Origin of the sequence: Bacillus paramycoides (genome assembly GCF_001884235.1) — a bacterium.
GTDB lineage: Bacteria > Bacillota > Bacilli > Bacillales > Bacillaceae_G > Bacillus_A > Bacillus_A paramycoides.
The window spans coordinates 1-14,964 of record NZ_MAOI01000122.1 but is presented as its reverse complement, the minus strand read 5'-3'; the positions used below and the strand labels follow the sequence as shown (position 1 = coordinate 14,964).

At 35.8% G+C, this 14,964-nt stretch carries 10 protein-coding genes; 9 read left to right on the top strand and 1 reads right to left on the bottom strand.

Annotated features, from left to right (window positions below):
• From dptG to BAU28_RS25110, 8 genes are all read left to right on the top strand, one after another.
• Positions 1–1,377: a DNA phosphorothioation-dependent restriction protein DptG gene (gene dptG, locus BAU28_RS25150; RefSeq protein ID WP_071720553.1), complete on the top strand. Its 1,377-nt coding sequence runs from the start codon at positions 1–3 to the stop codon at positions 1,375–1,377.
• Positions 1,358–6,586 carry a DNA phosphorothioation-dependent restriction protein DptH gene (gene dptH, locus BAU28_RS25145; protein WP_071720552.1) on the top strand — a complete coding sequence of 1,743 codons (5,229 nt, stop codon included), beginning with the start codon at positions 1,358–1,360 and terminating at the stop codon, positions 6,584–6,586. Before dptG ends, dptH begins: the two co-directional genes overlap by 20 nt.
• A gap of 366 nt (positions 6,587–6,952) precedes the next feature.
• Positions 6,953–8,305 (top strand): Sau3AI family type II restriction endonuclease, encoded by a 1,353-nt coding sequence (locus tag BAU28_RS25140; RefSeq protein WP_244158197.1) that lies wholly within the window; start codon positions 6,953–6,955, stop codon positions 8,303–8,305.
• Between the two features lie 390 nt (positions 8,306–8,695).
• Entirely contained in the window at positions 8,696–9,022 is a 327-nt protein-coding gene (locus BAU28_RS25135) for a nucleoside triphosphate pyrophosphohydrolase (protein WP_071720548.1), read from the top strand.
• Between the two features lie 208 nt (positions 9,023–9,230).
• Complete coding sequence (locus tag BAU28_RS25130) at positions 9,231–10,094, top strand: DnaD domain-containing protein (RefSeq protein ID WP_071720547.1); 864 nt, start codon at positions 9,231–9,233, stop codon at positions 10,092–10,094.
• Positions 10,091–11,377 carry a replicative DNA helicase gene (gene dnaB / locus BAU28_RS25125; protein WP_071720545.1) on the top strand — a complete coding sequence of 429 codons (1,287 nt, stop codon included), beginning with the start codon at positions 10,091–10,093 and terminating at the stop codon, positions 11,375–11,377. The genes BAU28_RS25130 and dnaB overlap by 4 nt, the downstream gene beginning before the upstream one ends.
• Before the next feature lie 424 nt (positions 11,378–11,801).
• Positions 11,802–12,347 (top strand): hypothetical protein, encoded by a 546-nt coding sequence (locus BAU28_RS25115; protein ID WP_025149494.1) that lies wholly within the window; start codon positions 11,802–11,804, stop codon positions 12,345–12,347.
• Positions 12,348–12,349: 2 nt separating this feature from the next.
• Positions 12,350–13,009: a PspA/IM30 family protein gene (locus BAU28_RS25110; RefSeq protein ID WP_071720543.1), complete on the top strand. Its 660-nt coding sequence runs from the start codon at positions 12,350–12,352 to the stop codon at positions 13,007–13,009.
• A 45-nt stretch (positions 13,010–13,054) separates the two neighbouring features.
• On the opposite strand, the gene BAU28_RS25105 is transcribed toward BAU28_RS25110, so the two are convergent.
• Complete coding sequence (locus BAU28_RS25105) at positions 13,055–13,630, bottom strand: TetR/AcrR family transcriptional regulator (RefSeq protein ID WP_071720541.1); 576 nt, start codon at positions 13,628–13,630, stop codon at positions 13,055–13,057.
• Between the two features lie 142 nt (positions 13,631–13,772).
• On the opposite strand from BAU28_RS25105, the gene BAU28_RS25100 reads away from it, so the two are divergent.
• Positions 13,773–14,964 (top strand): DHA2 family efflux MFS transporter permease subunit (locus BAU28_RS25100; RefSeq protein ID WP_071720539.1); only part of this gene is annotated, 1,192 nt, incomplete at its 3' end.

The window sequence follows — 14,964 nt, the reverse complement described above, 5'->3', positions numbered from 1 at the left end:
ATGATGTATCAATTAGACTTTGATGAGATTGACAAATTTATAGATAAAAGTGGAAAGTATACCTTCAGGAGACGTTTGGTAACAAGTGTTCTACCACTTCCAACAAGGAAACCAGAACGTGTTAAATTTGATAGGGGTTTTTCCTCTATAACGGGCGGTATAATCCGGAAAATACATGGGAAACCCCTAATTGTTGAGGCAGGCGATACCATTATAGAGGATATTATTTCTAACGGTAAATTTAATGATGAAGAGAGCAAACTCTTATTTACTCATTACTTAGAGGAAGAAATAAAGGACTTGTATCTAGGTAGGGTTACTTCGTTTTATCAGCTAGAACGTATTCCTTTGTCAGAAAATGAAGATGAACGAAAGGGACAAATCGATTTAATTAATTTCTTTTTTGATACGTTTATCAGTAATGAGGTAGCCCATGTGCAAACGATTCTACAAAGACAAGATGATTCGGATTTAATATCAGAGGTATTAGACCTTTCTATATCTGATTCTGTTGTAAAGAACAAAAGTATGGCGACTTACCATAATTTCTTTCCGCATTTAAGGGAACAGTTCATGAAGGATTTAGAGAATTTATCTAAGAATACTAGTTTTTTAGTTAATCATATTTCACTGTTCTTTGTTCACTACACATTCATTGCGATGTCTCAACTTATCCTTCAGACTAATAAGATGACCCGTTTTAGCCAAGATGAATTTTTACCTGTTTATTATATTTTACAATGGGAAACTCCTGCGAATTGGCGAAACAGCTATCGTCAGGGGAATAAAATGTTGATTGGAGAAATGGATGGATTTTTTGCACATGAACATGCCTTGAACATTTTAGGGCTGAATACGTTCTCGAATAAAAAAAATCAGTTCTATCATGATATTCAAAGTCAATTAAAGGAAGCTGGATTCGAAGCTGAACGTGAATATATTCAATCTATTTACAAGTGGCTGGCAGAAGTATACAAAGAAAAAACAAGTATTAATGTTATGGAATACTCGGATGATAAAACGTTAGAGATGGCCTTTGATGATTTGATTTCTGCAATTAAAACAGGGATATCCAATGAAATAAACTCTCGTTATCAAAAAGCATTTCAAGCAATCGTCTCAAAATTCTTTCGAAAGCATGGTGGGTCTCTTGGTACGATTCTTTCCCTGTCTCAAGAACATTTGTTAATGTTGATTGCGGTATCAATTACAGAAGATAGGATAGAATTAAAACAATTGTGGACAGAATTAGAAAAACGTGGGGTTTGGCTTGATTTTCATTCCAAAGAGGAAGTAGTAAAAGTGCTAGATAAATTAAATTACATGGAAAAGAAAAGTGATAGCGGGGATGCTCAATATGTTAAATCAATTTTATAAATATATCGGTAACCAACTTGTTCTATTTTTCGAGAAAGAGGCTTCCAGGAATAAAACGGATCGATACTTTTTATATCTACCAACTGAGGAAGTTATTTCTAATTTATATAATGCACTAAGTGAAAATAAGAACTGTGAATCATTTGATTATCAACATGAAGAAGGATTAAAGCCATACAAAACAATTGCTTTGCGTTTCGGAAAGATTAAATATGTTATTGCCACTACGAGTAACAATACCAATATTGACTTTCTTGTAACCCTTCGAAATAAGATGAGTGAGCAAAAGGGGGACTGGGAAAATACCTCGTTAATTCTACTATGTAATACGGTGAATGATTCCATTCGTGGTGGTAGCCGGGATCTTATTGGAGAAGGATTACCACTACATGTTAATCAAATAGCTGGAAATCTTAATCGGCTATTATTAGAGAGTAAATTAAATCCAATTGAACGGAAAATGGCTAGTCATTACCTAAATAGAAGAAAATCTGAGCATCAGTTAGCAAATTCTTCGTTTCTAGATTTTGAGTATGTTTTAGCACTTGTAAATAAAGGTAACCTGGAACACGAGGATTGTCGCTCGCTGCAATATTTTTATGATTCAAGACTTGAGGACCTTGTAAAGGAACAGGAATCTCATTCTATTGATTCTAATAAATGGAAACAAATAGAAGTTAAGATTGATAAAAGGTTGACAGAAAATAATAGTCACCATGAGGAAATTGAGAGATTACGTTCACTTGGAAATCCAAAGGAAAAATTAGAAGAAACCTATGACAAAGGTGGTAATAAGTTAAATAAAGAAAATTGGTATACCGTCGATTTTTCGGATATAGAGGATTGGAAGGAAGCGACAAAGAAAAAAAAGGCAATCGAATTTTATGCCGAAAAAGTGAAAATAAATGTGGAGTCACAGTCACTTCAATTTTGGAAACGGCCCCAATCAAGTACAGCTGCCGGACGTAGGAACTGGAGCTTTATTATTTTTCATCCTACATACAAAGAAGGCGAAAAAATCGAGATTAATTTGCCATTTGACCGACATACAAAAAAAGAATTTTTAAATTCCACTAGTAAAAAGGTTGCTAGAACGAGCGGGCATTCATTAATAGCTGAGTTGAAACTAGGACAAGATGGAGCGACATTTGGCAGGATAGTTTACAAACATGAAAAGACAGCAAATGGTAACTATTCATTCAATTTTGTTGTTGTCTCTAGCGAGACGCAATTCTTTGAGGCCTTCCAAACATCTTTTCAAGTAGTAGCAACTTCTAAAGCAAAACAATCCATACATCTAACCTTAAGTAATCAAAGCTTGATTTTTGGTGATGGAACTATGGATGTCGATTTAAAAGAACAAGGACAATCTATTTCGATAGAAGATGGTGCTACAATCCGCTTTACGCCAGGATTGTTAGATGAAAATGATAAAAATATCCGATTTTCTATTTTAACCCAACGGTTTGAATTACCGGTCGAAGTAGCTGATAAAGTACTGAAAAATATTCCCATTAATGGAAAGGCAATATGGGAAAGAAAACAGAGTATCCAAAGATCATTATTAACAGACCAAGAGGTAAAACGGGTAGAGATTGATAATCTACCATATGTTACATTTGAAGAAGATCGCCCATTTCTCTTAATGGAGTTTGATTGGCTTAGAAAACGAGTTCGACAGGCTACGATTAAATTTAACACATTGGTACCACAGCAAGTGGAGCTGCCAGAGGAAGTGGAACAAGCATATGACGATTTCTTAGAGGCGATTGAACAAACAGAAACAATTCCATCTTTACTTTATTATACGGGCCTAATTCGTGAAAAAGCAGAAGTCTATGTTAAATCTTATATAAAGGCAATCGAAAACATTCCAGATAAACAAATTATGACAAATGAGGAAAGAGGTTTATTTTATCTAGGAAGTGCAAGAGATGAACAAGTAATATATATGACGCCTTTCTCACCGTTGAATGTAGCTTATCAATTACAGATTACGGAGGAATGTAAAGGTGAAACAATTGACGTCAATATACTGAAGAGATTGAATGCAGTATATACATTGCCTTATATTGTGGCCTATTCAGGAAAATTATTCAAACCTACTATGGATAGTCGATTGCCTGAATGGCATGCCTTTTTACCTAGTGAAAAAGTGACTGTAGGAGAAACCAATACGTATTTGGCTCAAGTTGTAAAGGAAAAACTTGACCAGTTTTGTGATCACTATGATTACTTATTTGCATTAGATTCAAAATCTCCAATGCTACTAAATATTATTAACATCCCTAACGATAGAGAAATATTAAGTGGAATCGTTGAATGGTTGAAAAAGCATATCAAGGAGACGAATAAATTGTCAGAATTACGACCAATCGAAGTAGTCTCCTATAGACAGGATATGGATGGTTATAGTGTATTTGATGAGCTTAACGATATAGGGGATGCAGAAGAAATTTCTAATCGACTTGGCATAAATTTTTCGATGGGTGATTATCTAGCAGAGGATGTTTTATTTACGATTCAGCAGGTTTTACGTTACTCAAAACGGCATATTTCTGAGAAAGTGGAATATAGCCATATCACCTTTTATAAAATGAAAACAGAAGAGGAAGTTGTTAAGCAGTTAGTCAAGGATGCACCAAGTAGCTTAAATCTAAATGGCTTATTTACGACTGTTACATCATCCAAAAGCGATAATGGCGGATATCGGGTAGGTTTTGGAACAGGTGATGGAAGTAATATAAATCAATCCATATTAGAAATGTTTGCAATAAAAATGAATGAACTTGCAGCAAACATGACAGCTAAAGGACAAAACCCCTATACAAAAGGAATTTCCTTGGCAATGCATATTAGTGCAGAAGATGAAGAATATCTATCTTCGATATACAGTCAATCTCACTGGTTGACTTTTATAGATCCCGTATTGGATTTGAAATATTTTCAAGAATCATCAGATAATCTTGTGATTGTTCATTACAGTGATCAGCATTCATCTTCCAATCGCTATGATGCAATTACAGTAACGGATAAATCTAATCAATATTTTAATGTAATTCGTGACTTTTTGAAATCACAAAGGGTAAACGTTTGTGATGAAAATATTGAAGGTGTAATTCGGTTGTTTAACACTTTCAATGGAGAGTGGCTCCTGCGTGCTGTACAAGGACGGGCACATGATAAGCGTGAAAAGATGAGCGTCGTATCTGCGATTAAACAGGCATTACTTTATTTTGAAAAACCAGATGTGCTTTGGGTTCCTATCTCTATGGAGGAGATTGTACGGGTAGCAGGGAGTGTCAAATTAAGCAAGAAAGCTGGTATTTTTTCTGGGAAAACGATTGGAAGACGTGGGAATTGTAGTGATGACTTGCTAATGATGGGGTTAGAACAAACTGAAGATGGATTGAAACTTCATATGTATCCTGTTGAAGTGAAAATAGGTCTAAATGATTCGAGTGTTATTGAAAAGGGGATTAGTCAAGTTAAAGAATTAAAAAATCGATTAGATGAACAATTAATTGGGCAAAATACGTTTGATGCTAAGTTTCTCCGCAATTATTTCACTAGGCTTTTTATCAATAATGCCGCTAAAATGAAATATAACAAAGTATGGCCTGAAAAAGATTACAACCTCACGCCAGATGTTATCAATGATTTACTGAATGATAAGTTTGAAATTGTAAATACGCTACGTGCTGATTATGGACAAGGGCTTCTCATTTCTTTTAAAAAAGGGGCGCGATTGAAGGTAAAAGAGCGACGACATGGAGTTATTATGTTAGAGTTTCCTGAACAAAGTGGATATGATACTTTAGCGAAAACAATGAAGCAGTTGTCCGTGAGTTACGAGGAACAACCTGAAAAAATATATTCTATTCCTAGTAGAATGGATGTGGAAAATGAGATTGCGGCAGAGCACTTAGAATCTTTTAACGAAAACGTGGGAAGTATCGGCCAAAAAGAACTTAATATCAGTAAACTTGAAGATATTCATACTTCTAGTGTAGCAGTCGGAGAAAAAGTTAAAGAGTCTGGTAATACAGTAGAGAAACATTTTTACGATATATCGGCATCAGTGAATATGCACGGGAAATCAGAAACTATTTCGTGTAATCAGCCATTAATAGGAATAGAAAACAATCAAGAAATTTATTGGGAATTTTATGATAGTCAATTATCCAATCGTCACCTCATAATTGGAGGACGTTCTGGACAGGGTAAAACTTATTTTATTCAGTCTTTATTACGAGATTTATCAAGAACTAACCAATCCGCTGTTGTACTTGATTATTCTAGTAGTTATACTCGTGCACAGTTGGATCCAGTATTTTTAGAAGATGTGGGTAATCGATTTAGAGAACGAATTGTGTATCATGAAGGGTTCCCGATAAATCCATTCCTGCGACGTGAAAAGGAAGTTGCTGGGGTTGTTGGGAAAGAAAAGCCGACCGAGGTAGCGCGGCGAGTAGTTGATGTATTCGCAGCTGTTTATAATAGTTTTGGACCACAACAAAAAAGTGCCCTTTATGAGGCTGTAAAGCGTGGTATCGAACGCTATGATGATAAAATGAAAATGGAGCATTTGCTTGAAATTCTGGAAGAATTGGATGGATATGCAAATTCAGTATTATCGTCTATCACTACTCGAATCGTCCAATTCGTTGATATTGATCCGTTTGACTATGAGTCTAGAAATCAATGGGAAGAATACTTTTCTCCAGGAGGAAATATTACAATTATTCAACTAGCTGGATATGACCAGGATGAGATTAAGAGACTTATGACTGAATTCATTCTTTGGGATTTATGGTATTATACGCAAAATGGAACAAAGGATAAACCAATTCCAGTGGTCTTAGATGAGGCGCAGAATCTCGATTTTTCAGATGGCTCACCCTCAGCCAAAATACTTCGCGAAGGACGGAAATTTGGTTGGTCTGCATGGTTTGCTACACAAACCTTTAATAATTTTTCGAAGGATGAGCTTTCTATTCTTGATAATGCAGGGACTAAAGTTTACTTTAACCCGGCAGAAAGTGAAGTGCGCGTATTAGCTAGCCGAATTGGAAATGCTACACCTGAAGAGTTACGGATGTTGCAGAAAGGGCAATGTCTTGTGCTCGGGCAATTTATGCAAAGAAATCAAACATTGAGTAAACCTATGTATCATATTGTGAAGGTGCCACCGATAAATAGTAGATAAAGAAAAAAGGATGGTTCTTTTACTTCATATTAGAAGTAAGAGAACGGTCCTTTTGTTTTAGGAAAATTCATTCTTTGAGGGATGTGGAAGTTGATTCTCACCAAATATATTTTATTTGGTGAATATTATGTGTGTTATAGCCTAGTAAATAAATTTAATCATTATTAGAGTTTATGATAGCGTTATTTCATAGCGTCAAATGTCTATCAATATTACATTAATCAGTACTGAGTATATGTAAATTAGCATTCGTTACTTTTGGGAAAAGATTTATTGATGGATACAAAAAATTGTAAATGGTCTATGGATTAGTCTGAATAAATTGAGAGTGATTAAGCAAATAGTAATTCGTAGGAGGGAATGCATATGATTTTTGAAACAGAGGAACAATTATTAGAATATACAAAAGGAATTATTGGTAAAACGTTTAAAGAAATAGATAAAAAAGGAATTTTACAGCAAGGAAAAAATAATGATAAAGGAAGGTTAGGTAAGGTTGTTGAAACAGGTTTCTATGGTTATGAATTGAATAATCACCCTGAGGCAGATTTTAGTAAACTAGGGATTGAATTAAAGGTATCTGGATTTAATAGACTTAAAGATGAATCCTGGTCCGCAAAGGAACGAATTTCCTTGAGTAGAATTAATTATAATAATATTATTCATGAGGAGTATGAATTTAGTAAGGTAATTTCTAAGAATCGAAAGCTGTTAATTATTTGGTATGAATACATCAGGGATGTACCATATGAGGACTTTGTTATCCATGATTTTCAGTTATACAATATGTCAAGGGATGAAGATATTATTCGAAATGATTTCTATACAATTAAACAAAAGGTGATGGATGGACTTGCTCATAAATTATCAGAAGGAGATTCTGTTATTTTGGGAGCTGCTACAAAAGGACAAAAAGGAGAGACCGCAGAGCAGCCAAATTCTGATGTTTTTGCTCCTACAAGGGCGTTTTCCTTGAAAAATTCATTTTTCCGCGGTATTTTAAAAAATCATGTGGAAGAAAGGTTAATAGTCGAAAAATCTGTGGATTTTGTAGCACCTGAAGAATTTATATGGAAGCAATTAAAACCTTATAAGGGTATGAGCCAATTGGAGATATTAAGCCATTTTAAAAAATATGATCCTACTAAAAGAATACCTTACAATATTAGCAAGATGGTATCAGATAGGGTGGTAGGAAAAGATAAAGAATTACCCGAAAAACATGAAGTGTTTAGCAAATCAAACTTTCTTATAAAAAACATTCCAATTGAAGGGAATAACAGACCAATCGAAAAAGCAACTTTTAGTACGCTTAAACTTTCTGATTTTAGCTCTCCATGGGAAAAATCCGAATGGAAGATATTTTTTGAAGAAGTAACGTTTATATATATTGGCTATTTAGGAGACAGAGATGGTAAAAAATTGGGTAATGGTCACAGGATTTTAGATAGAATTTTTAAGGTTACTTTTACCTTAGAAGAAGTAGAGGAATTTGGAAAAACTTATAACATGATAAAAGAAGCTATTGAAACAAAAGATATTACTAAACTACCTACAGCTTCAAGAAGCCCTAAAAATGAACTTAAGCTTGTTATTGCGCCGAAAGGTAAGATTAAAGGGGTATATGAAAGATTTTTTGATGATAAGAAGGAAACTTGTTTTATGTTAAACAAAGATTTTCTCCATAAAAAATTCAATGAAGCTAAGAAAATGTGTTAGAATGATAAAAGTATTTGTATGAATGAAGAGAATTTTATTTTAAAAGCTAGTTCTTGAATAAAAGCTGTGGGGTTTTTAAGGAAGTTTGCGTATGAAATGAATTTTGAAAATGATTAAAAGTAATAATGCATAAATCCCTGAAACATTGTTTTTTGATGTAACACGGAGTTCTATATATGATTGAGTTCATAGTTTTTAGTCGCCTCAATTAGTAGTCAGGTGATAGGATGTAGAAAAAGTGTACTAAAGTTCTATGGAATTGACTCAGTAGCAACGTTTATTTTGTTAGAAAAGATTGATATTAATAAGAAGAAGCAACAAAGCAGTTTAACAACTAGTTAAACTGCTTTTCCATTATAATAGAAGAAAAATCTAATGGAGGGGAATCCCATGCCAACCTACAACAAACTAATCCGAGACAAAATCCCACAAATAATAAAAAGCAACGGAAAAACACCCACAACAAAAATTCTACCTGAAGACGAATACATAAAAGAAATCTGCAAGAAAACAGAAGAAGAACTAACCGAATACCTAGAAGCAAAAACAAAACCCCACAAACTCGAAGAACTATCCGACCTCCTAGAACTAATAAACGCCCTAGCCGAACATGAAGGCACAACACTAGAAGAAATCAACAAAATCCGTAAAAAGAAAGCAACAGAACGAGGCGGCTTCCAAAACAGAACCTTCCTAATCGAAGTAACCGACAACTAGCCCCTTTCATACCCCTTCCATACCCCTTGCAAGCCCCTACCAAGTAATAAATCACTAAGAAAAAACAAAACAAAAACAACTACAAGAACAAACATCGTAGTAGTAGTCAAAAAAATTTTAAAATAACACGCCAAAAAACCATTCCTCCTTCCTATATATAGTACAAAGAGGAAATTTTCATTTTTGAATGGGGACGGGAGGAACTTTGATGGCGGTGTATCGTAATGTGCAGGTGAATTTTTGGCAGGATGATTTTGTTTTGGATTTGACGCCGGAGGAGCGGTATTTTTATGTGTATTTGTTAACTTGTTCGAAGACGACGCAGTGCGGGATTTTTCCGTTTCCGAAGCGGTTGGCTGAGATGGAGACTGGGTATAACAGGGGGACTGTTGATAAGCTAGTGCAGCGCTTCATTGATTATGGAAAGGTTCTTTATGATGCGGAGACGAAGGAGTTATTTATTTTAAATTGGCTTCGTTATAATCCTGTGACGAATACGAATGTGGAGAAGTGTGTGCTTCGTGAGCTTAAAGGTGTGAAGAATAAGGAGTTTGTACATATGTTTCTTCGTAAGTGCGTAGAGGAGGAGCTGAATGTTCCGATGCTTCTAGCACATTTCGGTATGCCTGGTGATTTGGCTGTTGATATTGATCCTGATCCTGTTTGTGAAGCTGAGGAAGAAGAGGAGGTTACCCAGGAGGAAACGGGAAGTAGAGTGTACACGTTTTATGAGCAACATTTCGGTAGTTTGTCTCCTTATGTGGCAGAGGAACTGAGTGAGTGGATGGTTGATTTGTCGGAGGAGCTTGTGCTTAAGGCTCTTCAAATTGCTTATGAAAATAATAAGCGGACGATTGCTTATGTGAAGGGGATTTTGCGAGATTGGCACGGGAAGGGATTTACGAAAGTTTCTGAGGTTGAGGAGGCGACGTCGAAGTTTCGGCAGAAGGAGTCGCCTGTTAGTACTGGGGAGACGGAGAAGTTTTTGGCGAAGTGTGAAGAGTGGGAGAAGAATGCGCCGTCAGAGGAAGAGTTGCAGCGGTTCTTAACGGAACGCGGGTGGCGACCGTGAGTATTCAAAATGTGGAGGCGGAAAAGACGGTATTAGGTTCTCTTTTAATGGAAGGAGAGCTTATTAAGGAGTGTCGTTTGACGGAGCATTATTTTTCTTTGCCAGTGCATAAGTCTATATTTCGGTTAATGCGAAAAATTGAAGATGAAGGGCAACCAATTGATCTTGTGACGCTCGTTTCCAGGATGAATCCAAATTTTTTGGAGAGTATCGGGGGAATGGAGTATTTTATAGGGTTAATAGAGGGTGTGCCTACGATTGCCAACTTTTCTTATTATGAGGGGCTTGTTCGAGGTGCGTGGAAAATGTATCAGGCTGGCGTTCTCGGGCACAAGATGGGAGAGCGTCTTATTGCGGAGAAGAATGAGAAAATTATTGGTGAGACGATTACGGAACTTTGTGAGTTAGAGGAAAAGGACTACGTATGTGATTTTGATTTGAAGGATGCTTTAGTTGGGTTGTATGAGGAGCTTCATCAAGATACGAAAGAGAATACTGGCATTGAGACTGGTTATAAATCGTTAAATAAGATGACGTGCGGTTTGCAGGAAGGTGATTTTGTCGTTCTTGGTGCACGTCCTTCTATGGGAAAGACGGCGTTTGCGTTAAATATTGCCTTGCATGCGGCGAAGTCTGGATCAGCGGTTGGATTGTTTTCATTAGAGATGAGTAGTAAGCAATTGTTAAAAAGAATGGCGTCTTGCGTAGGGGAAGTGTCAGGAGGCAGGCTAAAAAATCCGAAGCATCGTTTTACGATAGAGGACTGGGAAAAGGTGAGTAAGGCGTTTGCGGAGATTGGGGAATTGCCGCTTGAGATTTATGATAAGGCTGGCATAACGGTGCAGGAGATTTGGATGCAAGCTCGTAAGTTAAAGAGGAAGCATGGCGATAAAAAGCTTTTAGTCATTGTAGATTATTTGCAGCTCATTACGGGCGATTCGAAGTATAGGGGCAATCGATTTCAGGAGATAAGTGAAATTTCACGTAAACTTAAGTTATTAGCTCGTGATTTAAATGTATGTGTAGTAGCGTTGTCGCAATTGTCTCGTTCAGTAGAGTCACGCCAAGATAAGCGCCCGCTTTTATCTGATTTAAGAGAGACAGGACAGATTGAGCAAGATGCGGATGTGATTATGCTTATGTATCGTGAAGATTATTACGATAAGGAAACGGTGCAGAAAGAGATGACGGAGATTCATGTGGCGAAGCATCGGAATGGTCCTGTAGGGAGTTTTAAATTGAGATTTTTGAAGGAGTTTGGGCGGTTTGTGGAAGGTGGATGATAGAGTGAAACTTTAATCAGTGGGGTTTTTTTCCATCTCCACTGATTATTAGTTGAACCAATCGGGCTTTTACGGGCAGTGGATCTCCCAACTAACTTCCTTGCATTCGCCAAATTTTAAGTTGGGAGTCTTACTGCCCGTTAATGCGGGATAAAATAGAAGAAGTAGCTAAGAAAGTAGATGTGAGTTTCTAAAGTGAATAGAAATAATGAAAAAGAACCCAATTTCTCTATTTTATATGGAGAAGTTGGGTTCTTTAGTTTTGAAATAATTATGAGAAATTTCTTATATATTTCTCATATATTCATCATTTTCCTTTCATCCTCTTCTCACGTCTAAGTTTTACACTCATATGTATCAAAGATAAAGGGAGGTAATACATTTTTTACTTATCTCAAAACGAATGATAGATGGTGGTGAACAGATGAAAAAGAATAAACGTAAAAAATTGCGTTGGTTAAAATGGATTTTGATCCTTCCGTTACTTCTGGCATTACTATTGTTTGGATTACATAGTATGAAGTTTGACAGGTGGGATCATGAGAAGCATAAGCAAGCGGCGTATACTGTTTCTCACGATAAAGAAAGAGAAGCTTTCGTTACACAAAAAGAAAAGTTTAATAACTTTGAGCGAAATCAGCATCATGAAAAACACCATGAAAAAGAGTTTGAAGGTTTATTCTTCATACCATTCCTGTTAGCGTTTGGATTTGTTCTTTTCGGCTGGTTCATGCTTCGTAAGTCTGAAGGGAATATGGTTAAAAAGTGGACAGGCATATTGCTCCTAGTTATTGGTTTATTACCGGTCCTTCCGATGCTTGCATTTGTTGCAACGATTGTTTGGGCATATAAAAAATTAAAAGAAAAAAGAATGGCAACTGATATAGATTTATACAGCGACTTTCAAGTACAAAAACAAGTAGATATTTTAGATCAATGGGAACGCAATATTCGTAAGGAGGAGAAGTAATAATGGGTATTTTAAAACGTATTAAAAATATTGTGGTAGCGGATGTGCATCAAACGTTAGATAAGCTAGAAAAACCTACTAATATGTTAAAGCAATATCTTCGCGAAACAGAACAGCAAATTACGAAGGCTGAAAAAGCACTTTCGCATCAATATTATTTAGAAAAGAAATATGAAGCATTAATTTCAGAAACGGATGCTCTTATTGTGAAGAGAACTCGCCAAGCTGAACTTGCAGTATCACGCGAAGAAGATCAAATGGCACAGTTAGCCCTGCAAGAAAAAATTGTGAATGAGAAAAAAGCGGAACTGTATCGTAAGCAGTACGAAATAACAAAAGAGCAAACAGCGACGCTTTATGAACAAATTGATAAACTGCAAAAGAAATATGGAGAGTTGCAATATAAAGAACTAGTTCTTGTTTCGCGGTTAAATGCAGCGCAAGCGATAAAAGAAAGCAACAGAGCGATTGATTCGTTCCATACAGAAAGCTCAGCAAAAGGCTTTGCGCGCATTGAATCTTATGTGCAAAAACTAGAAGCAGAAACAGCTGCTAGTAACTATTTTTACAATTTGAAGTCTCCAAATCAGCAAGAAGTGTTAGATCAAAATTTGCAAGAAGAAGTACAGCGGGAGTTAGAGAAGTTAAAAGAGAATAAATAGTATGTAAAAAAGCCCATTTCATATGGGCTTTTTTTATTGGTGAAATTACTCCTTTTCAAACTGAAAAATATTTCGATTAATGAGTTGATGGAAGTGTTTATCCATTTCTGCCGCAGAAATTTCTCTTCCGTTTTGAAACCACCACGCGCTTAATGATGTGATTACTCCTGAATAAAATTCAATGATTAAATCATTTGGCATCGTATGATTTTTACACAGTTGATTTAATGCTTCCGTTTCCTGCTTTCTTGTCCCATGGCTTAAATAATGTATACGGTTAATAAATTGTTCGTCAGACATTTGCGATTCTAATATTTTTCCGATTTCTTCATGATGCAGAAATTGTTCCATCACTTGAAATGGCTTACTTAATCGATCTAAAAGCGGTATTTCAGCAATCATCTCGCCATATCGTTTAAATCCAAATGCTAATAAAGCATCTTTATCTTCAAAATGCTTGTAAAATGTTGTTCGATGTACCATCGCACGATCACAAATTTGGTTAATCGTGATGGAACTATATTTCTGTTTTGATTGTGTCATTAATTCAAATAAGGAATCCCATAGTAATTTATGTGTACGTCTAATACGTAAATCAAGTTGTTTTTCACTATCGTTCATCTACAATTCTCCTTTTTTGTAGATTAAATATACAATGGCTGAAAATTGATTCTCCCTTTTTAATCTACATATGTATATTATATTACATGTGTTCCGGTGTATATAAAATTTTTTAAGTAAAAAACAGGAGGAGAATTACGAAATGAATATGACAACTAAGAGCCCTACAAGTGGCAAAGTTGATACTTCTAATATGAAACATGCCCCCATTTTAATTGCATTACTTTTAGGGGCAATGGTTGCATTATTAAACGAAACATTACTTGGTAATGCATTAACCGTATTAATGAAAGAATTTGATGTAACAGCTTCAACAATTCAATGGCTTTCTACAGCTTACATGTTAGTTGTTGGGGTTTTAGTGCCGATTACAGCATTACTTCAGCAATGGCTCACAACGAGACAGATGTTCTTGATCGCTATGGTAACATTTTTAGTTGGTACATTAATTGCGGGATTCGCACCGACATTTTCTGTTTTATTAGTCGGCCGTATTGTCCAAGCAGTAGCTACGGGGTTAATTTCACCGTTATTAATGAATACGATTTTAATTATTTGTCCACCTGAAAAACGTGGTGCCACAATGGGCTTAATCGCACTTGTTATGATGTCCGCTCCAGCAATTGGTCCTACATTATCAGGAATAATCGTTGATTCACTTAACTGGCGCTGGTTATTCTACATTGTTATTCCTATCGTAATCATTTCCATTGTAATTGGGATGAAGTACATTCAAAATGTGACAGAGTTAACAAGGCCAAAAGTTGATTATCCATCCATTCTTTTATCGACATTAGGATTCGGTGGTATTGTGTATAGCTTTAGTGCATCAGGTGATTTAGGATGGTCAGATGCGAAAGTGTATTGCTCTTTAATTGTTGGGCTTATATCACTATCCATTTTTGTTGTTCGCCAATTAAAAATAGAGAATCCAATTTTAGAATTACGCGCATTTAAAGTTCCGATGTTTACGTTATCGGTTGGACTAATCGTGATTGTTATGATGTCGCTATTTTCAACGATGACTTTATTACCGATGTTCTTGCAAACAGTTTTACTTGTTACAGCCTTTAAATCAGGAGTAATAATGCTTCCAGGTAGTATTATTAGTGCCATAATGGGACCGATTGCAGGTAAACTATTTGATAAATTTAGTCCGAAAGTTATTATCATTCCCGGCATCGTGTTAGTAGGGATTGCAATGTTCTTATTTAAAGGCCTTACTCCTGACACATCAATGCTACAAATTATTATTATGCATAGCGTATTAATGGTTGGACTCATGTTTGTAATGACAGCACAAACATACGGTTTAAATCAATTAACACCAGATT

Excerpts from the sequence above, each read along its gene's own strand:
- BAU28_RS25115 (WP_025149494.1), top strand. The coding sequence starts at position 11,802 with ATGAAAAAGAATAAACGTAAAAAATTGCGTTGGTTAAAATGGATTTTG.
- BAU28_RS25135 (WP_071720548.1), top strand. The coding sequence starts at position 8,696 with ATGCCAACCTACAACAAACTAATCCGAGACAAAATCCCACAAATAATA.
- BAU28_RS25105 (WP_071720541.1), bottom strand. The coding sequence starts at position 13,630 with ATGAACGATAGTGAAAAACAACTTGATTTACGTATTAGACGTACACAT.
- BAU28_RS25110 (WP_071720543.1), top strand. The coding sequence starts at position 12,350 with ATGGGTATTTTAAAACGTATTAAAAATATTGTGGTAGCGGATGTGCAT.
- BAU28_RS25140 (WP_244158197.1), top strand. The coding sequence starts at position 6,953 with ATGATTTTTGAAACAGAGGAACAATTATTAGAATATACAAAAGGAATT.
- dptH (WP_071720552.1), top strand. The coding sequence starts at position 1,358 with ATGTTAAATCAATTTTATAAATATATCGGTAACCAACTTGTTCTATTT.
- BAU28_RS25130 (WP_071720547.1), top strand. The coding sequence starts at position 9,231 with ATGGCGGTGTATCGTAATGTGCAGGTGAATTTTTGGCAGGATGATTTT.
- dptG (WP_071720553.1), top strand. The coding sequence starts at position 1 with ATGATGTATCAATTAGACTTTGATGAGATTGACAAATTTATAGATAAA.